16 protein-coding genes and 2 tRNA genes are annotated in these 23,023 nt (G+C 32.9%); 14 read left to right on the top strand and 4 right to left on the bottom strand.

Annotated elements, in window-relative coordinates; all coding sequences use genetic code 11:
- The first annotated feature begins 172 nt into the window (after window positions 1–172).
- Window positions 173–2,611: a helix-turn-helix domain-containing protein gene (locus QGM60_RS17780; protein WP_281141598.1), complete on the top strand. Its 2,439-nt coding sequence runs from the start codon at window positions 173–175 to the stop codon at window positions 2,609–2,611.
- A gap of 54 nt (window positions 2,612–2,665) precedes the next feature.
- On the opposite strand, the gene QGM60_RS17775 is transcribed toward QGM60_RS17780, so the two are convergent.
- Entirely contained in the window at window positions 2,666–3,808 is a 1,143-nt protein-coding gene (locus tag QGM60_RS17775; RefSeq protein ID WP_281141597.1) for an acyl-CoA dehydrogenase, read from the bottom strand.
- Between the two features lie 91 nt (window positions 3,809–3,899).
- Between QGM60_RS17775 and QGM60_RS17770 the strand changes: the two genes are divergently transcribed.
- From QGM60_RS17770 to QGM60_RS17740, 7 genes are all read left to right on the top strand, one after another.
- On the top strand, window positions 3,900–4,973 hold the full coding sequence (locus QGM60_RS17770; protein ID WP_281141596.1) for an anhydro-N-acetylmuramic acid kinase: 1,074 nt from the start codon (window positions 3,900–3,902) through the stop codon (window positions 4,971–4,973).
- A gap of 60 nt (window positions 4,974–5,033) precedes the next feature.
- Window positions 5,034–6,260 carry a Glu/Leu/Phe/Val dehydrogenase dimerization domain-containing protein gene (locus QGM60_RS17765; RefSeq protein WP_281141601.1) on the top strand — a complete coding sequence of 409 codons (1,227 nt, stop codon included), beginning with the start codon at window positions 5,034–5,036 and terminating at the stop codon, window positions 6,258–6,260.
- 13 nt (window positions 6,261–6,273) lie between these two features.
- Window positions 6,274–7,665 carry a sodium:proton antiporter NhaD gene (gene nhaD / locus QGM60_RS17760; protein WP_281141595.1) on the top strand — a complete coding sequence of 464 codons (1,392 nt, stop codon included), beginning with the start codon at window positions 6,274–6,276 and terminating at the stop codon, window positions 7,663–7,665.
- A 63-nt stretch (window positions 7,666–7,728) separates the two neighbouring features.
- Entirely contained in the window at window positions 7,729–8,424 is a 696-nt protein-coding gene (locus tag QGM60_RS17755) for a MotA/TolQ/ExbB proton channel family protein (RefSeq protein WP_281141594.1), read from the top strand.
- Window position 8,425: 1 nt separating this feature from the next.
- Window positions 8,426–8,818: a biopolymer transporter ExbD gene (locus tag QGM60_RS17750; RefSeq protein WP_281141593.1), complete on the top strand. Its 393-nt coding sequence runs from the start codon at window positions 8,426–8,428 to the stop codon at window positions 8,816–8,818.
- Window positions 8,819–8,854: 36 nt separating this feature from the next.
- Window positions 8,855–9,736 (top strand): energy transducer TonB, encoded by an 882-nt coding sequence (locus QGM60_RS17745; RefSeq protein WP_281141592.1) that lies wholly within the window; start codon window positions 8,855–8,857, stop codon window positions 9,734–9,736.
- Between the two features lie 3 nt (window positions 9,737–9,739).
- Window positions 9,740–10,957: a folylpolyglutamate synthase/dihydrofolate synthase family protein gene (locus tag QGM60_RS17740; RefSeq protein ID WP_281141591.1), complete on the top strand. Its 1,218-nt coding sequence runs from the start codon at window positions 9,740–9,742 to the stop codon at window positions 10,955–10,957.
- Here the strand turns inward: QGM60_RS17740 and QGM60_RS17735 are convergent.
- On the bottom strand, window positions 10,954–12,426 hold the full coding sequence (locus QGM60_RS17735) for a hypothetical protein (RefSeq protein WP_281141590.1): 1,473 nt from the start codon (window positions 12,424–12,426) through the stop codon (window positions 10,954–10,956). The two genes, QGM60_RS17740 and QGM60_RS17735, sit on opposite strands and share 4 nt — an antisense overlap.
- 173 nt (window positions 12,427–12,599) lie before the next feature.
- On the opposite strand from QGM60_RS17735, the gene QGM60_RS17730 reads away from it, so the two are divergent.
- Together QGM60_RS17730 and QGM60_RS17725 are read left to right on the top strand one after the other, a co-directional pair.
- Window positions 12,600–12,674: transfer RNA gene (locus tag QGM60_RS17730), tRNA-Val, on the top strand.
- Window positions 12,675–12,714: 40 nt separating this feature from the next.
- Window positions 12,715–12,789 (top strand) — tRNA-Val (locus QGM60_RS17725).
- 44 nt (window positions 12,790–12,833) lie between these two features.
- Here the strand turns inward: QGM60_RS17725 and murF are convergent.
- The gene (gene murF / locus QGM60_RS17720) at window positions 12,834–14,117 is read right to left on the bottom strand and encodes a UDP-N-acetylmuramoyl-tripeptide--D-alanyl-D-alanine ligase (protein WP_281141589.1); all 1,284 of its coding nucleotides are present in this window, start codon (window positions 14,115–14,117) and stop codon (window positions 12,834–12,836) included.
- Between the two features lie 64 nt (window positions 14,118–14,181).
- Entirely contained in the window at window positions 14,182–15,852 is a 1,671-nt protein-coding gene (gldJ, locus tag QGM60_RS17715) for a gliding motility lipoprotein GldJ (protein ID WP_281141588.1), read from the bottom strand.
- A 307-nt stretch (window positions 15,853–16,159) separates the two neighbouring features.
- Between gldJ and porU the strand changes: the two genes are divergently transcribed.
- The 4 genes from porU (at window position 16,160) to pdhA (ending at window position 23,023) form a co-directional block, all read left to right on the top strand.
- Entirely contained in the window at window positions 16,160–20,023 is a 3,864-nt protein-coding gene (porU, locus tag QGM60_RS17710; protein ID WP_281141587.1) for a type IX secretion system sortase PorU, read from the top strand.
- Between the two features lie 63 nt (window positions 20,024–20,086).
- Window positions 20,087–21,367 carry a type IX secretion system outer membrane channel protein PorV gene (gene porV / locus QGM60_RS17705; protein WP_281141586.1) on the top strand — a complete coding sequence of 427 codons (1,281 nt, stop codon included), beginning with the start codon at window positions 20,087–20,089 and terminating at the stop codon, window positions 21,365–21,367.
- Between the two features lie 82 nt (window positions 21,368–21,449).
- Entirely contained in the window at window positions 21,450–21,932 is a 483-nt protein-coding gene (gene cdd / locus QGM60_RS17700) for a cytidine deaminase (RefSeq protein ID WP_281141585.1), read from the top strand.
- A gap of 92 nt (window positions 21,933–22,024) precedes the next feature.
- On the top strand, window positions 22,025–23,023 hold the full coding sequence (pdhA, locus tag QGM60_RS17695; protein ID WP_281141584.1) for a pyruvate dehydrogenase (acetyl-transferring) E1 component subunit alpha: 999 nt from the start codon (window positions 22,025–22,027) through the stop codon (window positions 23,021–23,023).

Below are 23,023 nucleotides of genomic sequence, written 5' to 3'. Positions count from 1 at the left end.
AGTTAAGCCCGTTAGCGCCGATGGTACTGCTTACTGTGGAAGAGTAGGTCGCCGCCTTTTTTGAAAACCCTTACTATTTATTAGTAAGGGTTTTTTGCTTTTTAGCCAGAGTGTTATTAACCAATTCCTTTTTTAACTACTCTTTTCTATTAAATAGTTATTTTTACCATTAATGGATAATAATAAAGAGTTACGGTTAGCTTGGGATTTTGTAAACAAAAGCCAGCGAAATATTTTCTTAACAGGTAAAGCTGGAACAGGAAAAACAACGTTTCTTCATAGATTAAAATTAAATTCACTTAAAAGAATGGTTATTGTTGCTCCTACGGGTGTAGCAGCAATTAATGCTAAAGGCGTTACTATTCATTCATTCTTTCAGTTACCATTTGGACCTATACTTCCTGATGATACACTTTCTGCTAGTAATGGATTTAAAAATAAGTTCAGTAAAACAAAAATTAATATTATTAAATCGTTAGACCTATTAGTGATTGATGAAATTAGTATGGTTAGAGCTGATTTATTAGATGCTATTGATAAAACGCTTAGACGATATAAAGATAGAAATCAAGTTTTTGGTGGTGTTCAAGTTCTTATGATAGGCGATTTACAACAGTTGTCACCTGTTGTAAGAGATAATGAATGGGAACTTCTCAAACCATTTTACAATAATGCTTATTTTTTTAGTAGCCATGCGTATCAATATTGTAACCCTATAATGGTTGAATTAAAGCACATATACAGACAAGATAATCCTAAGTTTATTAATATTCTAAATGAAATTAGATCTAATAATCTATCTCAGCAATCAATAGAAGAACTTAATAAGCGTTTTGATTCTAATTTTTCACCTTCAGAAAATGAAGGCTATATATTTTTAACCACTCATAATAATAAAGCTGATCAAGTCAATAAATCAGAATTAGATAAACTTTCAAGCAAAACAGTAAGTTATTCAGCTAAAGTTGAAGGTAAATTCCCTGAGTTTTCCTATCCTAATGAGGATAAATTAGTGTTGAAAGTAGGTGCGCAAGTCATGTTTATTAAAAACGATAGCTCTCCAGAAAAACGCTTTTTCAATGGGAAAATAGGAAAAGTAATTCATTTGGATAGAGACGAAGTTGTTGTAAAATGTCCAGATGATGATTTTACAATCATAACTAAACCTGAAACCTGGGAAAACATAACTTACAAAGTAGATAAAGAAACAGACGCTATTACCGAAGACAAAATTGGCAGCTACACGCAGATGCCTTTACGCTTAGCTTGGTCAATTACAATTCATAAAAGTCAAGGTTTAACCTTTGAAAAAGCTGTTATTGATGCAGAAGGTGCTTTTGCTCATGGACAAACCTATGTTGCTTTGAGTAGATGTAAATCTTTAGAAGGATTAGTTTTGAAAAGTAAAATTGATTCAAGACATATTATAAGTGATACCAATGTTTTAAACTTTACTAAACAAGCTGAAGAAAACCAACCAGATGTTGTCGAATTAGAGCAATCAAAATCTATATTTCAGCTTCAATTAATTTCAGAAGTTTTTGATTTTTTTCAATTTATATATCCTGTAAATAGAGTTTTAGATATTTATTATAAAAACAGAGGAAGTATTGAAGGCAATTTAGAGCAACCTTTAATCAATATAAAGGATTGTGCTACAAACTTACTGAAAGTAGCCAATTCATTTAAAATTCAACTAAAAGAATTAGCTAAAGTTAAGTTGCCAGAAAATGATCAAGTTATACAAGAGCGTTTTAAAAAAGCTATTACTTATTTTACTGAAGAAACTAAAAATAAGATTATTGATGCATATCAACACTTTAGTTTTAGCACAGATAACAAAGCTTTAAATAAAGATATTAGTAAACAATTAGATGCGATTGAAGAATTTATAGCGATTAAAAAACTCTATTTTTCTGAGTTGAAAGAAGGTTTTGAAGTCAATAAGTTTTTAGGATTAAGAGCTAAATCGGTCTTTTTAACTAAAGACAAACCAAAAAAGCTAAGAAAAACAGTCGTTGATGGTACAACAAATATCGAGTTATTTGAATTATTAAGAGAGTTAAGAAATACACTTGCTCAAGAACATGATTTAATTCATTATCAAATATTCACCCAAAAAGCACTTTACGAGATGTGCGAAACCTTACCAAAGACTAAAAAAGAATTATTACAAGTCAATGGTTTTGGTAAAGTGCGAGTTGAAAAGTATGGAAACGATATTCTATTAGTAATTAGAGAGTATTGTGAAGAGAATGATATTGATACTTCAGATGCAAATCAATTTGAATTTGTAGAAGAAAAAAAACCTAAACGTAAAAAAGGCGACACACAAAAAGAATCTTTAGCGCTTTTTAAAGATGGTAAAACCATAGAAGAAATTGCTCACATTAGAGAATTAAATGAAAATACAATTTTTGGTCATTTAGCTAAATTCATTAAGTCTGGTGAAATTAAAATTTACGATTTAATGCCAAAAGCGCATTATCAAGAGTTAAAAGAATTGATCCCAAAACATACATTTGATACACTTTCAGATTTAAAGCATCAACTAGATGATAAATATAGTTATGGTGAAATCAGATTGGTTTTAGAAGAATTAAATTCATAAAAAAGGCTTCAACATTACATGCGAAGCCTTTTCAGTTTTATATTATTGAAAATGTTATCCTTTAATAACACCTCTAGAAATTACAATCTTTTGGATTTCAGAAGTACCTTCATAAATCTGAGTGATTTTTGCATCACGCATTAAACGCTCTACGTGATATTCTTTAACAAAACCATTTCCACCGTGTATTTGTACAGCTTCAACCGTTTGTTCCATTGCAACTTTACTAGCGTATAATTTTGCCATAGCGCTAGACATATCGTAATTGTTACCTTGGTCTTTGTCCCAAGCAGCTTTCATAACTAACATACGTGCAGCTTCAATTTCTGTATACATGTCTGCAAGTTTAAAAGCAATAGCTTGATGGTTACATATTTCAGTACCAAAAGCTTTACGTTCTTTACTATATTTTAAGGCTAGCTCGTAAGCACCAGAAGCAATACCTAAAGCTTGTGCAGCAATACCAATACGTCCACCAGAAAGTGTTTTCATTGCGAATTTAAAACCAAATCCGTCTTCACCTATTCTGTTTTCTTTTGGTACTTTAACATCGTTAAATTGAAGTGTATGTGTATCACTTCCTCTAATTCCTAATTTATCTTCTTTTGGACCAACATCAAAACCTTCCATGCCTTTTTCAACTATAAAAGCATTGATTCCTCTATGTCCTTTTTCTCTGTCAGTTTGTGCAATTACTAAGTAAACATCAGCACGACCACCATTAGTAATCCAATTTTTTGTTCCGTTTAAAACATAGTGATCACCTTTGTCTATAGCAGTAGTTTTTTGCGAAGTTGCATCACTACCTGCTTCAGGTTCACTTAAACAAAACGCACCAATTTGTTCACCAGTTGCAAGTTTAGTTAGGTATTTTTGCTTTTGTTCTTCGCTTCCATAAGCTTCAAGACCGTAACAAACTAAAGAGTTGTTTACAGAAACCATTACAGAAGCAGAAGCATCTATTTTAGATAATTCTTCCATAATTAATACGTAAGAAATGGCATCCATACCACTACCACCGTATTTTGGATCTACCATGATTCCCATAAAACCAAGTTCGCCCATTTTTCTCACTAATTCTTGTGGGAATTGTTGTTTTTCGTCACGTTCTATAACACCAGGTAATAATTCTGTTCTTGCAAAATCACGAGCAGCGTCGCGAATCATCAAATGTTCTTCTGTAAGATTAAAATCCATGTAATATCTTAATTATTGATTTGATAAAAATTTCTTGCAAAGATAATTTTTTATTGCGGTATTTTCAATAAGTAGTATTATTTTTACTAATATGTTAAAATCAAAATATAAAGTCATCGGAGTAATGTCGGGAACATCATTAGATGGCATAGACATCATATTCGCAACCTTTGATTTTGATGAGTATTGGAAGTTTGAAATAAAAGAAGCCATTACTTTTCCTTATAGTGAACGTTGGAAGAAAATGTTGAGTCATCTAACTGGAGAATCAATGAAATCACTTCAAGATTTAGATGAAGATTATTCCACTTTTTTAGCAGAGCAAATCCAGATTTTTATTGATAGTGATAAAATTGAAGATATAGATTTTATTGCTTCTCATGGTCATACAGCTTTACATCAACCAGAACGAGGTTTGACATACCAAATTGGTAACCGTCAAATCATAGCAGATATTTTGAAGCAAAAAGTAATTTGTGATTTTAGAGTTCAAGATGTGGAATTTGGTGGGCAAGGAGCTCCGTTAGTTCCAATAGGAGATCGCTTACTTTTTCATAACTATGATTTTTGTTTAAACCTTGGTGGTTTTGCAAACATATCTTATGAAGAGGGTGATGAAAGAATTGCTTTTGATATCTGTCCTGTAAATATTGTGCTAAATCATTATGTTGCCCAAATACATTTGGAATATGATGATAAAGGACAATTAGCAAAAGAAGGTAGCATCAATGAAGAACTATTGAATAAACTGAACAAAATTGAGTTTTATAAAAACAAACCTCCTAAATCTTTAGGATTAGAATGGGTAAACAAAAACATTTTTCCTTTAATAGATGCATATCAGCTAGAGCTAAAAGATATTCTAGCAACATTTGTTGAACATATTGCCATTCAAATTTCAAAAGTTTTAAACATATCTAATAAAAGTGTTTTGGTTACAGGTGGTGGAGCTTATAATGATTTTCTAATTAATAGAATACAAGAACTTTCTAAAACTGAAATTGTAATCCCGAGCAAAGAAATTATAGAATACAAAGAAGCGTTGGTCTTTGGGCTCCTAGGAGTTCTAAAAGATCGAAATGAAATTAATTGCTTAAAAAGTGTTACAGGAGCAAGTCAAAATCATTCTTCAGGTAAAATATTAATTCCGAAAATTAATAATTAATTCACTTTTTAGGCTTTTTTGTTTTTTATATTTGTTTCAACTAAAAATTAACTAAAATTGATAAAAGAGTTACTTCACAAGTACGAAGATAAATCCCCAGAAATAGTCTTTCATTGGAATGACCCAGAAACTGAAGCTGAAGGTTGGACCGTTATAAATTCCCTTAGAGGAGGTGCTGCAGGTGGCGGTACCAGAATGCGTAAAGGGTTAGATATGAACGAGGTTTTGTCATTAGCCAAAACCATGGAAGTTAAATTTACAGTGTCTGGTCCTGCAATTGGAGGAGCAAAATCTGGAATAAACTTTGATCCACAAGATCCAAGAAAAAAAGGAGTTTTAGAGCGTTGGTATGCTGCTGTTTCTCCTTTGCTGAAAAGCTATTATGGAACAGGAGGTGATCTAAATGTAGATGAAATTCATGAGGTAATCCCAATCACGGAAGAAAGTGGTGTTTGGCATCCTCAAGAAGGTGTTTTTGAAGGACATTTTAAACCAACACAAGCCGATAAAATCAATAGAATTGGTCAGTTGAGACATGGTGTTATCAAAGTTTTGGAAAACCCAACGTATTCACCAGATGTTACTAAAAAGTATACTGTAGCAGATATGATTACGGGTTATGGTGTTGCAATTGCAGCAAAACACTTTTATGACATCAACGAAGACTCTATCTATGGTAAGCGTGTTGTTGTACAAGGTTTTGGTAACGTTGGTGCTGCTGCAGCATTTTATTTTGCTCAAATGGGAGCAAAAGTAGTAGGAATTATAGATATCGTTGGAGGTTTGATTAATGAAGAAGGTTTTTCTTTCAAAGAAATTACAGATCTCTATTTGAATAAAACAGGAAATACTTTAGTAGCCGATAATTTAATTCCTTTTGAAGAAATTAATAAGCGTATTTGGTCTTTACAAACTGAAGTTTTTGCTCCTTGTGCAGCTTCTAGATTGGTAACCAAAGATCAGATTGATCAAATGATTGAAACAGGTTTAGAGGTTATTACTTGTGGAGCTAATGTGCCTTTTGCTGATAAAGAAATATTCTTCGGACCAATAATGGAACACACCGACCAAAAGGTAAGTTTAATTCCAGACTTTATTTCTAATTGTGGAATGGCAAGAGTTTTTGCGTATTTTATGGAGCGAAAAGTCCAGATGACAGATGAGGCTATTTTTAATGATACTTCTGAAGTCATAAAAAAAGCACTATTAGAAGTTCAAGAAAATAATTCAACTAAAAAAGGTGTAAGCGAAACAGCTTTTGAAATAGCACTACGACAACTAATATAAAACATCCCTTAATATGGAAACCGTAATAATTCTCGTTTTTGTTTTTGGCTACTTAGCTATAACATTAGAGCATAATATTAAAATTGACAAGTTAATCCCAGCACTTGTTATGATGGCGATAAGCTGGGCATTGATTTCTTTAGGAATAGATGATTTTTCTAATTGGTTCGATTCTTCAACTCACAATTTATTAGAAAATTTTGGTTTGATGGAGCATGAAGAGAAAATGCACCTTATGGAGGAAACCTTACTGCACCATTTAGGAAAAACAGCTGAAATATTAGTATTCTTATTAGGAGCTATGACGATTGTTGAAATCATTGATTACTTCGATGGCTTTTCTACGATAAAGTCAGCAGTAAATTTCAACAGTAGAAAAAAACTGTTGTGGATGTTCTCAATATTAGCATTTGTATTATCAGCTATTATCGATAACCTTACAGCTACTATTGTATTGATATCTATACTTCAAAAAATTGTAAAAGACAGAAGCGTAAGAATTTGGTATGCAGGTTTAATCATTATTGCGGCAAACGCAGGTGGTGCATGGTCGCCAATTGGTGATGTTACAACTACAATGCTTTGGATTGGAAATAAGGTGTCTACAGGACATTTATTTGGTTATTTATTTTTACCATCTGTTTTATGTATGGCAGTACCAACGTTCATAGCTTCTATGTTACCTGTTTTTAAAGGTGAAGTGGAACTTCAAGAAGACGATGGTAAAGCTAAAAGTAAGTTTAGCTCAACTATGTTATTCTTAGGTTTAGGCGCTATTGTGTTTGTACCAATTTTTAAAGTAATTACGCATTTACCTCCTTATGTTGGTATGATGTTATCTCTTGGTGTAGTAGCAATATTTGCTGAAGTGTATAGTAATTCTAAATTCGCTATTTCAGAAGCTAATTCAGGAGAGCACGAAGCCCATGCAAGCCATAGTCCAGTACATCATTCATTGTCAAAAATTGAATTACCAAGTATATTATTTTTCTTAGGTATTTTAATGGCTGTAGCTGCATTAGAGTCTTTAGGTATTTTATTTGGTTTTGCAGATTCTCTACAAACATCAATGCCAATGTTAGGCACTGAGCTTCATGGTGAAGGTGTTTCAGACCTTGTAGTGTTATTATTAGGTGTTGGTTCTGCAGTAATTGATAACGTTCCATTAGTAGCGGCTAGTTTAGGAATGTTCTCTGAGCCTTTAGATAACGAGTTGTGGCACTTTATTGCTTATTCTGCAGGTACAGGAGGAAGTATGCTAATCATTGGTTCGGCAGCAGGTGTTGTAGCTATGGGTATGGAAAAAATAGATTTCTTTTGGTACTTAAAAAAGATATCTTGGTTAGCTTTAGTAGGATTTTTGGCAGGAGCAATTGCATTTATGTTTACTAGAACTATATTCTAATATAATTTAGAACAAAACTTAGCGTTATAACTAACACAACTTAAAACTTAAAAAATTAATTATATGATATTACTAAGTAATATTCAAGATGGATCGGAGGTTTTACCTGAAGGTGAACAAGTAGAGAAAACGCTTTCTATTATTGAGCTTATCACCACTGGTGGTACAGCTGGTATGATTATTATACTAATTCTGTTTTTACTTTTAATAGTAGCTATATACATTTATTTTGAACGATTGTTCACCATTAAATCAGCTTCAAAAGTAGATTCAAACTTCATGAATCAAATAAAAGACCATGTTAGTAATGGAAAAATTGATTCTGCTCAAATGTTATGCGCACAACAAAATTCACCAGTATCAAGACTTATTGGTAAAGGAATTACAAGAATCGGGAAACCTTTAGAAGATATCAACACAGCAATAGAAAATGCAGGTCGATTAGAAATTTACGGTCTAGAAAAAAACGTTAGTGTTTTGGCAACTATATCTGGTGCAGCACCAATGATAGGATTTTTAGGTACGGTTATTGGTATGATAATTTCTATATTCGAAATCGCAAATTCTGGAGGATCGATAGATATAAAAACTTTGGCAGACGGACTCTACACAGCAATGACCACTACTGTAGGTGGATTAATTGTAGGTATTGTTGCTTATGTGGCTTACAACCATTTAGTGGTGAAAACCAATAAGGTGGTTTATCAAATGGAAGCTAATTCTGTAGAGTTTCTAGATCACTTAAACGAGCCTATCTAATATGAATATCAGAGGAAGAAATAAAGTAACACCAGAATTCAATATGTCGTCCATGACAGATATTGTTTTTTTGCTGTTAATATTTTTTATGATTGCATCTACATTGGTTTCGGCTGAGGCGATAGACTTATTATTGCCAAGTTCTACAAGTAAAACAACACAGACAAAAAACGTTTCTGTGAGTGTGAATAAAGATTTGCAATACTTTGTGGAAATGAAACAGGTGTCTAAAAGTCAATTGGAAGCTGAAATATTAGCGAAAGTAGGCAATTCAGATACTCCAACGATTACTATTCGTTCAGACGAAAATGTAGATTTAAAACATGTTGTTTATATTATGGATATAGCCAATAGAAATAGAATAAAATCTACGTTAGCAGTTAAATCACAATAATTAAATTTTCAGATTTAATAAAACCATCATATTAAGGTGAAATACTTAGAAACCAAACACGAACAGAATTCTGCAAAAATTACAGCACTTGTTGTTGTGATATTGCTTTTGCTTTTGTTTGTTGCAGGTCCTAATTATTTAGATCCACCGGAAGAATATGGAGTTGCAGTCAATTTTGGAACTACAGATGTTGGCAGTGGTAATAAGCCTTTAAGCGAACCAAGAAAAGCTGTGCAAGAAGAGGTTGTAGAAGAAACGCAACCTGAAGAAACAGAAGTTACTCCAGCAGCACCAGCCGAAGCAACTCCAAAAACGGAGGATGTAATGACGCAAGATGAAGCAGAAGCAATTGCTATAAAAAAGCAAAAAGAAGCTGAGGCAAAAGCAAAAGCAGAGGCGGAAGCCAAAGCTAAAGCTGAAGCAGAACGAATCGCTAAAGAAAAAAGAGAAGCCGAAGAGAAAAAGCGTAGAGAAGAGGAGGAAAAAAAGCAAAAACTAGATAATCTTATTGGTGGAGTGAAAAATGCTAATGGAAAAGATGATGGAGGCGAAGGTCCAGATAATAAAGGAGGTAATAAAGGAGAGTTAGATGGTAATCCTTATGCACCAAGTTATTTTGGAGGTTCAGGACCTGGTAAAGGAGGAGTAGGTTATGGGCTAGGTGGTCGTGGTCGTCCATCACGCCAAATCTATAAACAAGATTGTAATGAATATGGTCTGGTAGTTGTTAGAATAGAAGTTAATCAACAAGGTAAGGTTGTTAAGGCAACACCTGGTATTAAAGGTACTACCAATACAGCACCGTGTTTATTAGAACCTGCGAAGAAAATCGCTCTATCTCATAAATGGCCAGCAGATTCTAATGCTCCTACAACTCAAGTAGGTTTTGTGAGTATTAATTTTGATGTAGGTCAGTAAACCATGAACTATCAAGATACTGTGAGTTGGATGTTCCAACAGTTACCTATGTATCAAAATAAAGGTAAATCTGCTTTCAAAAAAGATTTATCTAATACATTAAAACTTTCAGCACAGTTAAATCATCCAGAACAAAAGTTTAAATCCATTCATGTTGCTGGGACTAATGGTAAAGGTTCTACAAGCCATATGATGGCTTCAATACTTCAAGAAGCTGGTTACAAGGTTGGGCTTTATACGTCACCACATTTAAAGGATTTTAGAGAGCGAATAAAAATCAATGGTGACGTTGTGTCAAAACAATTTGTTACAGGCTTCATAAAGCGAAATAAAGCGTTTTTAGAGTCTAATAATTTGTCTTTTTTTGAAATGACTGTTGGTATGGCTTTCGATTATTTTGCAAAAAAACATGTTGATATTGCTATTATCGAAGTCGGATTAGGTGGTCGGTTAGATTCTACTAATATTATTACACCAGAATTATCTATAATTACCAATATAGGATTTGACCATACCCAGTTTTTAGGAACTACTTTACCCGAAATTGCTTCTGAAAAAGCAGGCATTATCAAACAGAGTATTCCAGTTGTAATTGGAGAAACACAACATGAAACGGAAAATGTTTTTAAAAATAAGGCTGAGGAGAATAATTCTGAAATCTATTTTGCAGACCAACTGATACATGACGTTTTAGAAAGTGATTTAAAAGGAACGTATCAGTTAAAAAACATAAAAACAGTAATGCAGTCTGTTGAAGTTTTACGAAAATCAGGTTTTAGAATTACTGAAGCACATTTAAAAAATGGACTTTCAAATGTGGTAAAGAATACAGGTTTACAAGGAAGGTGGCAGATTCTAAGTACTATTCCCAAGATTATATGCGACACAGCTCATAATAAAGAAGGTCTAACTTATATTTTTGGCCAGATTGAGAAGGAGTGTTTTAATCAGCTCCATATTGTTTTTGGTGTTGTAAATGATAAAGATTTAAATTCTATTATAAGCTTACTGCCAAAAAGCGCGACATATTATTTTTGTAAACCTAATGTACAACGTGGATTAGACGAAAATACACTTAAGGATTACTTTCACGCTAAAGGTTATGTAGGCAAGTCTTATGTTAGTGTAAATGAGGCATTAAAATCGGCTAAAATTAATGCTAATTCAGACGATTTTATTTATGTGGGAGGAAGTACTTTTGTTGTGGCAGAAGTAGTTTAATTGTTTTTTCTGTAATAATAATCCCTGTAAAGATTATCTATTCGTAGTGTATTTAACTCAATATTTTCAGAGGTCTTAATATTCTCTTTGGTTATACTTGTTGTTTCTTCATCAGACGGATTTATAATAATTTGTGAAGGACTAGTTACTTTTGATTTTTTTACCTTATAAATTTCAGAAATGGACATCTTTTCATTAAAATGTGAAAACTTAGATTTGACAAATTTATTACCAGTAACAAAAAGTATCGAGTCAGCAGATTTTAATTGAATATAGATTTCTGTTTTTTTAGGAATATAAATTGTTTGGTCTAAGCCTTTAATCAACTTGAATACTATTAAATCTAAACCTGAATTATTTGTAATAAGTAGATCATGAGTTTTTGAAGATATAGTATCACTATTGATGCGGAGAAATGTCTTTGGGTAAGGATTTTGAAACGGTTTAATTTCTGTAGACTTCTTTGATGCGATATCAATTTTAGCTTTTTTATTAGTCAGTAATTTCAAAGAATAATAAAATTGAATACGATTGTCATAAACGTTTTTTTTCTTTTTAATGTTTTCGGTGTTATCGTTAATAGGTTTATTGTCTTTTGGAATGAGGTTTAATATACCTATAATCAAAAGTGTTAATATTGTAAGTGATCCAACAGCAATTTTAAATTTGATTGATCCATCAATTTCTGATTTTTCTACTTCAGAGTTAACAGGTTCTTTGAAGGCTTCTTTTTTTGCTTCTTCAGCATTATTATCAATAAATAGTTTTGTCGCAACATCTTCAACTTGGCTTTTATTAAATGCGACTTGAGATTGTAAAATAAATTTTAATAATGGGTTTTCAGAATTTACATCAAATTTAGATTTGGTGTCCGTAATAGTATCATAAAGCTTAACAACTTTATCATCTAAATCTGGCGTAAATAAGTTAGTGATTTTGTAAAAATGATAATTCTTAATGTACTTAATATGGTCATTCGGATTATCTTTTACACCATCATTAAGAAAAGAAATAGCATAATCTAATCTATTCTCTAAAACATGCTTTACCTTTTCTCTGCATAAGTCTGAGAAAATCTCGGGTTGATTTAGAATACTATTTAGTAATTTAAGTTCATTCGCATCTATTAAATTATCGATTACATTTTTTAAAACAGGTACTAAATAAAGTTCTAAGAAAAGTTTAAAGCCATATATATAATCTACATATTCTAAATTTAGTTCTACAGTATGTTTTTTTAGTGTAGTAATATCATTAAGTAGAAGAGCTTTAAGCCATTTATTTTTTTCTACAGTAATATGATAAGATCTTAAAACGGAATCTTCTAAACCGCCAATTATTGTAGTTCTATTTTTTGGGTTGATTTTTATAAGCTCATCAGTAACTGACTTGAGTTTATAAGGTGATAAATTGATTAAATCCTCAAGCGTGAGGTTAAGTTTATCAATGTAAGAGTAGTAGTGGTTCAATAGAATTTATTTCTATTACTAATATATTAAAATTGTGTAAATCAGGTTGTTTTGTGGTACATAATATTATGGTAGGTTGGTGGTAAATAAAGCGTGAAAAATATTTTTAATTTTTTTCAAAAAAATATTTTGAGATATTAAAAACTAGTCTATCTTTGCAGTCCTAATATTTAGGGCGCGTAGCTCAGTTGGTTCAGAGCACTTGGTTTACACCCAAGGGGTCAGGGGTTCGAATCCCTTCGCGCCCACAAAAGTTCACAGAAATGTGAACTTTTTTTGTTTCATAAAGGGTCATTAACTCAGTTGGTTTAGAGTGTTACCTTGACAGGGTAGAAGTCACTGGTTCGAATCCAGTATGACCCACTTAAAAAAGAAAAGCCAAACATTTTTGTTTGGATTTTTTATTTCTATATGTATTCTAAAATACGTTCTAAAGCCATGCCTCTGGAGCCTTTAATCAGCAGATAGGAGTTTGATAAATCTAGAGCAGGTAATATGGGTTTTAGTTCTTCAAAAGTTGAAAACTTATTTATGGAATCTTTAGTGTTGGTTTCAAAGAAGTTTTTACCAACCAAATGCACATTGTTTGAGAAATTTTCTTCAATAAAGTTTACAATAGCTTGATGTTCTTTCTTTGCCGAATCGCCAAGTTCAAACATGTCTCCTAGAAATAAGTATTTATTGCCATTAGGCAGTTGTTTGAAGTTTTTTAATGCAGCGAGCATACTTGTTGGGTTGGCATTATAAGCATCTAATATTATTTTAGTGTTATCACCCTTTTCGATAATTTCAGAACGGTTATTGTTAGGTCTGTAGCTTTCAATAGCTTGTTTTATATTTTGAGAACTGACCTTAAAATATTGTCCTATGGCTACAGCTACTGCAATATTACCATAATTGTAATCGCCTATGAGTTGACTATTAATTTGTGTATCATTAAAGCTTAATACAACATAAGGATTAGCTTCCTTAAACTTAATGGTATGATTGTTAGTAGATCTAGTACCAAAGGTTATAATCTTTGGATAATCGTTTATTTGTTGTGTTTGTTTGTCGTCATCAGTATTGATAAAAGCTATTTTATTGTTAGCCTTCAAAAATTTGTAAAGTTCAGATTTACCTTCTATAATACCTTCTTCACTCCCAAAACCTTCTAAATGAGCTTTACCGAAGTTTGTAATTAGTCCATAGTCTGGTTGTGCTATGTTGCAAAGAAATTCAATTTCTTTTTTGTGATTAGCACCCATTTCTACAATACCAAAATCTAAACTTTCATTGAAGCTTAGTAAAGTTAAAGGAACTCCAATGTGGTTGTTTAAATTCCCAACGGTAGCTTTGACCTTGTATTCTGAAGCTAGTACAGCATTTATCAGTTCCTTTGTAGTGGTTTTGCCATTACTACCTGTCAATGAAATAATCTTTATACCAATTTCATTTCTGTGGAATTTTGCCAATTCTTGTAACGAGATTAATGAATTGTTAACTAGAATGCAATTTTCATTTATCACAGCATTTTCGTTGTCAACAACACAATATTTTGCACCGCCTTCAAAAGCTTTATCTACAAACTTATTGCCATCAAAATTATCGCCTTTGAGAGCAAAATACATACAGTCTTTAACAAGCTTTCTCGTATCTGTAGATACTGAGGAACAGGCTTTGAATTGTTTATATAGTTCTTCTATTTTCATATATCTAAAATAAAAAAGTCCTGATAATTTTATCAGGACTTTCTTAAAATTTATTTAACGAATATTAGTTACGCTTCTTTCCTCCAGCTTGAGATTTAGAACCAACTCTAGATACTGCACATCTAAAGCCAATATAATCTGTTGCCATATCTTGAGGGAAGTAACGACGTTGCGCTGGATCCATCCAGTAAGCTCTATCTCTCCAAGAACCTCCTTTATAAACTCTTACATCATCATTAATTAAAGAAGTTCTATTGTTAGATTTATCGTACTCTCTTACAAGTTTACCTTCTGTAGAATCTACCTCAACACTATGTTTAGGTGAGTTATACATTTTTCCTGTATTATTTGATTCATCATCAAAGTTTGATCTATAGTAACGAGAAGAACGCTTGTCACCATCTCTAAAGTTTCTGTTGTCACTTGTGCTAAAGTTATCTCTTAAGTAAGTTTCTTCTTCATCAATTGGAACTTTTGCGATTTCACCTGGTAAATCTCTAGCGATGATTTTACCATTACTTAATGTATCGTATACGATTTCATCAACAGTTACAATCTTTACAGAACCATCTTCGTTGATAGCATTTTTAGTATAAACGTTACCTCTATAGTAGTTAAAGTCATTAAACTCATCATCTACAATAGGTCTGTAAACATCAGCTACCCATTCTGCAACGTTACCAGCCATATCATATAAACCAAAATCATTTGGCTCATAAGATTTAACTTCAGCTGTAATATCAGCACCATCGTCAGACCATCCTGCGATTCCACCGTAATCACCTTTACCTTGTTTAAAGTTTGCTAACTGATCTCCACGGTTAACACGTTTTCCAGATCTTGTGTATTGACCATCCCAAGGATATTTCTTACGACCTCTGTAAACGTTGTATTCTCTAAGTTCACTAAGACCAAGTGCAGCATATTCCCATTCAGCTTCAGTAGGAAGTCTATATTTTACAGGAATTAAGCCTGTTTCTCTACTTGCGTATACGTTAATCGGGTTACCGTCTGCATCAGTTTGTTGTCTACGTTTACCACCTTCTAATACTTCAGTGTTTCCACCATAAGTTTCAGATGGCGCATTGATGTAGGTGTCAGTACTAAAAGTACTTTCTGCACTCACATCAGTAAGGTGAGCATCTCTTTTGATGTACCCAGCTTCTTGTAATGATAATTCAGCTACACGGTCTGTTCTCCAGTTCGCATATTCTACAGCTTGTATCCAACTTACACCAACTACAGGGTAATTAGCATAACCAGGATGACGAAGGTAGTTTTCTGTCATCATTTCATTATAGCCTAAACGATTTCTCCAAACTAGAGTATCAGGCAGGGCACCTTGATAAATTAAAGAGTAGTTTGGGTCGTCTGGTGGATATACATTCTTTAAATAATATAAATAAAGAGTATAGTTTAAATTCGTTACCTCATTCTCATCCATGTAAAAAGACTGTACATGTTGTTGGTTAGGTGTGTTATTCCAATCGTGCATTGGATCATCTTGTACTTTACCCATTGTAAAAGTTCCACCTTCAATGAACGCTGTTCCTGGAGGAGTTTCTTGTTCTTTAAACTGGGTGTTGTACTGAAAACCACCTTTTTTGTCGTTAATTTTCCAGCCAGTAGCACTATCTACATTGCCAGAATTAGAAGAACGCTTACAACTCACAATCGAGGCGCAAAGCGTTATTGCTAGTAAAAATTTTAGGTTTGAGACATTTTTCATATCCATACGTTTAAGTAAGCTCGTTAAATTTTAGATGCGCAATATAACAATTAAAGGTAAACTAACAACTTTTTTTTGGGTCAAAATTCAAAAAAATGTGCATTTCATCCTTTTTTTTGAACACGATAACGGATTTTTGGTCGATTTATCGTTGTTTTTTGCTCTTTAAGAACGACTGTCTAAATAAATTATTGTTGTACTTTTGAAATTAAAATTGCAATCTTATAATAAGGTGTTTGTATAGACGTTATTTTACAGAGCATATTAAATGTCTCAAAATGTGCTAATTTCTATGCTCACTAATCTAAATTGAATGAAGAAAAATTTTCTTGTATTTATTTTATTGTTCACTCTAAATTGCTTTGCACAGCAAAAACAGTTTAGTATTAATTGGACAAACGATAAAGTGTTACAAACAGATTTTGGTAAACTTATAGTTCCTGCTTTTGATACCGAACATTTTAATTACAATGACGAAAGAGGATTAACTTATTATGCGCAATGGGAAAATAATGGAGGTTTTATAGATGAGAACTCAGTAACAGTATCTAATGTAGCGTTTCAAACTATGGCCCAAAGCGAATTAAAAGATTTAGATCCAAAACTTATTCCTAGTTCAATTACCTATAATATATATAATGTAAACGCTCGTGGTAATCGATCTTATTACTTTCAAATAAGCCCTATTATAAAAGAGAATGGTGTTTATAAGAAAATAACGTCATTTTCTATACAATATAATACAAGGGCAAGTAGAAACGCTGTTACTTCAAATAGTGTAAATGCAATTACTAATTCTGTACTTAGTTCTGGTCAGTGGTATCGTTTTTATATAGAAAGATCAGGAGTGTTTAGACTATCAAAAAGTTTTTTAAATAGCCTAGGCATAAATACAAATGCAGTAGATCCAAGAACCATTAAGATTTACGGAAATGGAGGTAGAATGTTACCTTTATCTAATGCTGAAAATTACCCGTTTGATGTTGTTGAAAATGCCGTAAGATTTGTAGGTGAAGAAGATGGAAGTTTTGATAATGGAGATTATATCTTGTTTTATGGTGAAGGGCCAACGACCTACAGCCAAGAAAGTGATACAAATTTAAATTTGTATACAGACCGCACTTATTATTATGTCAATGTGGGGTCAGGTTATGGAAAAAGAATTGAAGCTATGCCAACAATTACAGCAGAAGCCGATATTCAAATAAATACATTTCAAGATTATCAGTTTTATGAAGTAGATGAATATAACCTAGCAAAACTTGGACGTAGGTGGTATGGTGATAATTTTAGTATTGAAAATGAAAGAGAATACAATTTTCAGTTCCCTAATTTAGTATCCACAGAGCCCGTTCATCTTTCAGTAGGTGTTGGTGCGGTTTCTGAGCAAGCTTCAAGTTTTAGTATTACCGTTAATGGTAGTGCGGTTTCAACTCAAGGTTTAAACCCTATAGTGGATGGATCAGTTATGGCATCTGGTTCTACTTACTCAGGTGACATAAATATAACATCAGATGATATTTCGGTAGTCCTTAATTATAATAATAATGGTAACCCCTCTGCGGATGGTTATTTGGATTACATAAATATTGAAGCTATAAGAAATCTTATATATGAAGGAAGCCAGCTTGTATTTAAGAATGATGAAGTGGTTACAACACCCGGAATCGCAGAGTATACTTTGTCTAATACTTCAAATGTGAGAGAAATTTGGGATATAACAGATCGTTTTAATGTCACAGGTTTATCTAATTCTAATAACGAAAGTACTATAGTTTTCAAAGCGCAATCTGGTGAAGAACGTACTTATATAGCATTTTCAAATTCAAATACTTTTGAACCTCAAAGAGATGCTCGCTCTTCTGTAGCAAATCAAAATTTAAAAGGAACAATATTTAATAATAATCAAGGTCAGTTTGAGGACATAGACTATATAATATTTGCGCCAAATCAATTTTTGTCACAAGCAGAGAGGTTAGCTCAAATAAATAGAAATCAATACAACTTAAATGTAAAGGTTGTGGACTTACAAACGGTTTACAACGAATTTAGTACCGGAAGTCAAGATATCGCAGCCCTTAGAAACTTTATTAAGTATGTGTATGACAATGCAAGTAATCCTAGTGAACGACTAAAATATGTTTGTCTATTTGGTGAAGGCTCTTACGATTATAAAGATAGAATTAGAAACAACACTAATTTAGTCCCATCATGGTATTCCTTACCCAGTTTTAGTTTGACCAATTCCTTTGTCTCTGATGACTTTTATGCCATGTTAGACGATAATGAAGGAGCTATGACAACTGCAGATAGGATGGATGTTGCTGTTGGAAGAATTTTAGCAGAAGACATTCAACGAGCAACGGAAATGGTAGATAAAATAGATGCTTATTATAAGGAGCAATCTTATGGTAGTTGGAGGAATAATATAGTAATGATTTCCGATGATATAGACGAAGCTTGGGAACGTGTATTGCAAGAAACAACAGAAGAAATAGCGACTAATATAGAAGAGGAAAGACCTTTTTTTAATGTTGTAAGAATTCATACGGATGCTTTTCAGCAAGAATCATCTTTAGCTGGTGATAGATACCCAAAGGTTAATGAAGCTATTAAAGACGCTATAGAAGTAGGTGCGTTAATGGTTAATTATTTTGGACATGGTGGAGAGGACGGATTAGCCAAAGAACGTATTTTTGATAAGTTTGATGCACAAGAAGTCAACAATATTTGTAAATACAACTTATTCGTTACGGTAACTTGTGAGTATACAAAATTTGATGATCCTGGTAGAGATACTGCTGGTGAATTTACTTTTTGGAATACAAACGGTGGTGCTATAAGCTTAATAACAACTACAAGACAAATCTTTGTTAATGTTGGGGTTTCTTTTAATGAAGTGTTAGATGATTATCTTTTTGCTTTTGACTCTAATGAATATACTTCTATAGCAGAAGCTTTACGATTAACAAAAGCCAGCAACAGCATAGCAGGAAATACTCAAAAACGTTTAGTGTTTTTCATTGGAGATCCAGCAATGAAACTGGCAGTGCCACAACCAAATGTTAGGTTAACTAAAGTTAACGATGTTGATATTAGTCAGGCAACAGATATCTTAAAGGCACTTAGTTACACTAAACTGTCAGGAGAGGTAACCGATGTTAATGGAAATTTACTATCTAATTATAATGGTACGCTAACAGCTACAGTGTTTGACAAAGAAATAGAGCGTCAAACCTTAGGTAATGATGGAGTAACAGATAATAATGGATTGATTTTAATGGATTTTGAAACTTTAGGCGAAATCATTTTTAAAGGCCAAGCTACAATTACAAATGGTCAATTTGATTTTGATTTTATAGTGCCGAGAGACATTGGTATTCCTGTTGGAAACGGAAAAGTCAGTTTTTATGCGCAAACTACAAGTCCTCTGGTAGATCAAACAGGGGCAAATTTTGATATTCAAATAGGTGGTATTAATGAAAATGCACCTGAAGATAATATTGGGCCTTTGATCAATCTATATATGAATGACGAAAATTTTGTGTCAGGTGGTATTACAAATGAATCTCCAAGCTTATTGGTAAAGCTACAAGATGATAACGGAATCAATACAGCCAGTGGTATTGGGCATGATATTACAGCTATAATAGATGGAGATGAAACTAACCCTATTGTTCTAAATAATTACTATCAAGCCAATATCGATGATTATACAAATGGTACGGTTAACTATCCTTTCAGAGATTTAGAGCCAGGATTACACACCTTAACTTTGAAGGCTTGGGATGTATACAATAATTCATCTACTGCAGAAATCCAATTTACGGTTTATGATAAAGATGAAGAATTGGTGATAACAAATGTTTTAAACTACCCTAATCCATTCGTAAACTATACTGAGTTTTGGTTCAACCATAACAGCCCTGATCCATTAGATGTATCAGTTCAAATTTTTACTGTATCAGGAAAGTTAGTTAGAACGTTAAATGGGCAAACAGGTTCTGAAGAGTGTTGTAATGGTGGTTCTTCCTCGCTTTCTAGAAATATTGTTTGGGATGGAAGGGATGATTTTGGTGATAAAATTGGAAAAGGTGTTTATGTTTATAAACTAAAAGTGAAATCTAACCGTTTAAATAAACAAGTTGAAAAAATCCAAAAACTTGTAATACTATAATAAAGATTTATATTTGCTAACGATTTAGTGCTACTTTTTTAGTGCTAAAAATCAAAAAATAAAATGAAAAAATACGGACTACCCATAATCGCTTTTTTAGCATTAAATTTAATCTACGCTCAGAATACAGTTCAGATAATTCCTAACTCAGATGATACTAGAGTAATCACTACTGGTGTACCATTTATGCTTATTGCACCAGATGCAAGATCAGCTTCAATGGGTGATATGGGTGTAGCTACTTCGGTTGACGGATATTCGCAACAATATAATCCAGCAAAATATGCTTTTTCCGAGGCTAAATCAGGGGTGAGTTTAAGTTACACCCCTTATTTAAGTAAATTGGTTAACGATATTTCAATTAGTTATGCAACATATTTTAATAGGCTAAACGAATATAGTGCTGTTTCAGCAAGTTTTAAATATTTCAGTTTAGGACAAATAGACTTAACAGATCAAACCAACCCTGGTCCAGGAGAGGAAATAGTATATACACCTGTAAAACCTAACGAATTTACATTTGATGTCGCTTATACCTTAAGGTTAGCGGATCAATTTGCTATGGCAGTAGGTGTTAGATATATGAGATCTAATCTTAGAATTGGTCAATTGCCTAATTCAAATGCGCAACCTGCAAGTTCTTTTGGTGCGGATATAGCTGGGTACTATCAAAGTGAAGAGGAAGCTTATAATGATTTTAATGGTAGATGGAGATTAGGGTTTGCTATACAAAACTTAGGCCCAAAGTTTAAGTATGATGATGGTGGAGCTGAAAATTTTCAACCAACTAATTTGAGATTAGGAGCAGGGTTTGATTTTATATTTGATGAATATAATAAATTAGGAGTTACTGCCGAAGTAACTAAGCTTTTAGTCCCAACTCCACCAATTTTAGGAGAAAGAATAGTTTTTACAGATGTTAATGAAGATGGAGTTTTTGATGAAGACGATGGCGATTTTCAGACAGATGAACAATTAGCAGCTTCTGAAAATAACGTAATAGTTGAAGGTCAGGATAATAATGTGAGTTTTCTTAATGGGGTTTTTCAATCTTTTGGAGATGCACCAGGAGGTTTTAGTGAAGAATTAAAAGAGTTTACTTACGCATTAGGTGCAGAATATACATATCAAGAAAGTTTTGCTTTTAGATTAGGCTATTTTAATGAAGCTGAAGATAAAGGTGCTAGAAAGTTTTTTGCTTTAGGAGCAGGTTTTAAGTACACTACTATAAATGTAGATTTATCATACCTGTTTTCTGCATCAAAAGTACAGAGTCCTCTAGAGAATACGCTGAGGTTTTCATTGACTTTTAATTTTGGAGATGGTGAGTATGACGAATATTAGAAAGCAATTATAAATTAAGATATAAAAGACTATTGTTTTGTAATAAAGCAATAGTTTTTTTGTCTAAAAGCGATACTGAAATATGAAGGAAATCAACATTTCTACGCAATTACAGGTTTATGATGATTGTAGTGAGCTTACTGAAGATGTACAAAGTCTAATGAAAGCTGCTGTAAAAGCAAGGGAAAATGCTTATGCGCCTTATTCAAAATTTAATGTTGGTGCAGCTTTATTGTTAGATAATGGTGAAGTGGTAATAGGGAGTAATCAAGAAAACGCTTCTTATCCATCCGGACTTTGTGCAGAGCGTACAGCGGTTTATTATGCAGGTGCAAAGTATCCCAATTCCAAAATAATAAAAATGGCAATTACGGCATCGTCCCAAAATCAAATAACTGATTCTCCAATCCCTCCATGTGGTGCTTGCAGACAAAGTATTTCTGAGTACGAAATAAAACAAAAACAACCGATTGAAATCTTCTTCATGGGAGTCAAAGGAAAGGTTGTAAAATCTAACTCACTTGCCAATTTATTGCCTTTAGGGTTCGATAGAAGTTTCCTATAACGATTTCGTAACAAATTTTACGATATACAGTTTTTTCGTTACTGTCTAATATGTTATTTTTGTTATTCGATTTTTAAAGAACTCATCAAAAAATGCAAAAAATAACAAAAGAGGTATACCTTAAGTGGTACGAGGATATGTTATTCTGGCGTAAGTTTGAAGACAAACTTGCCGCAGTTTATATTCAACAAAAGGTTAGAGGATTCCTTCACCTATACAACGGTCAAGAGGCTGTATTAGCAGGAGCATTGCATGCTATGGACCTTTCAAAAGATAAGATGATTACAGCGTACCGTAATCACGTTCAGCCAATCGGAATGGGTGTAGATCCAAAGCGAGTTATGGCAGAATTGTATGGAAAAGCAACAGGTACTTCTCAAGGTCTTGGTGGTTCTATGCACATTTTCTCTAAAGAACACCGTTTTTATGGAGGTCATGGTATCGTTGGTGGTCAGATTCCTTTAGGTGCAGGTATTGCATTTGGAGATAAATATCACGGAAGTGATGCCGTAACAATTTGTTGTTTTGGTGATGGTGCAGCAAGACAAGGTTCGCTTCACGAATCTTTTAACTTAGCTATGTTATGGAACTTACCTGTAGTATTCGTTTGTGAAAACAATGGTTATGCTATGGGTACTTCGGTAGAGCGTACAGCAAATCATACAGACATCTGGAAATTAGGTTTAGGTTACGAGATGCCTTCAGGTCCTGTAGATGGGATGAACCCTATTAAAGTAGCAGAAGCTTTTGATGAAGCTATTCAACGTGCAAGAACAGGTGGTGGTCCGACATTCTTAGAGGTTAAAACTTACCGATATAGAGGGCATTCAATGTCTGATGCACAGCACTACAGAACAAAGGATGAGGTTGAAGAATACAAGAAGATAGATCCTATAACTCAGGTGAAAGATATTATTCTTGATAAAAAATATGCTACAGAAGCAGAGATAAAAGATATAGACAAACGCGTTAAAAAATTGGTTTCTGAATGTGAGAAATTTGCTGAAGAATCACCATTCCCAGAAAAGAATGTGATGTACGATTCAGTTTATGAGCAAGAAGATTACCCATTTATACAACACAAATTATAA

The sequence above is a fragment of the Winogradskyella sp. SYSU M77433 genome (assembly GCF_029911945.1).
Taxonomy (GTDB): domain Bacteria; phylum Bacteroidota; class Bacteroidia; order Flavobacteriales; family Flavobacteriaceae; genus Winogradskyella.
This window is presented reverse-complemented; position numbering and strand designations above follow the sequence as displayed.

What these genes read in the sequence shown, in the direction of transcription:
- QGM60_RS17780 (WP_281141598.1), top strand. Translation starts at nt 173, where the DNA reads ATGGATAATAATAAAGAGTTACGGTTAGCTTGGGATTTTGTAAACAAA.
- QGM60_RS17775 (WP_281141597.1), bottom strand. Translation starts at nt 3,808, where the DNA reads ATGGATTTTAATCTTACAGAAGAACATTTGATGATTCGCGACGCTGCT.
- QGM60_RS17770 (WP_281141596.1), top strand. Translation starts at nt 3,900, where the DNA reads ATGTTAAAATCAAAATATAAAGTCATCGGAGTAATGTCGGGAACATCA.
- nhaD (WP_281141595.1), top strand. Translation starts at nt 6,274, where the DNA reads ATGGAAACCGTAATAATTCTCGTTTTTGTTTTTGGCTACTTAGCTATA.
- QGM60_RS17755 (WP_281141594.1), top strand. Translation starts at nt 7,729, where the DNA reads ATGATATTACTAAGTAATATTCAAGATGGATCGGAGGTTTTACCTGAA.
- QGM60_RS17750 (WP_281141593.1), top strand. Translation starts at nt 8,426, where the DNA reads ATGAATATCAGAGGAAGAAATAAAGTAACACCAGAATTCAATATGTCG.
- QGM60_RS17740 (WP_281141591.1), top strand. Translation starts at nt 9,740, where the DNA reads ATGAACTATCAAGATACTGTGAGTTGGATGTTCCAACAGTTACCTATG.
- murF (WP_281141589.1), bottom strand. Translation starts at nt 14,117, where the DNA reads ATGAAAATAGAAGAACTATATAAACAATTCAAAGCCTGTTCCTCAGTA.
- gldJ (WP_281141588.1), bottom strand. Translation starts at nt 15,852, where the DNA reads ATGGATATGAAAAATGTCTCAAACCTAAAATTTTTACTAGCAATAACG.
- porU (WP_281141587.1), top strand. Translation starts at nt 16,160, where the DNA reads ATGAAGAAAAATTTTCTTGTATTTATTTTATTGTTCACTCTAAATTGC.
- porV (WP_281141586.1), top strand. Translation starts at nt 20,087, where the DNA reads ATGAAAAAATACGGACTACCCATAATCGCTTTTTTAGCATTAAATTTA.
- cdd (WP_281141585.1), top strand. Translation starts at nt 21,450, where the DNA reads ATGAAGGAAATCAACATTTCTACGCAATTACAGGTTTATGATGATTGT.
- pdhA (WP_281141584.1), top strand. Translation starts at nt 22,025, where the DNA reads ATGCAAAAAATAACAAAAGAGGTATACCTTAAGTGGTACGAGGATATG.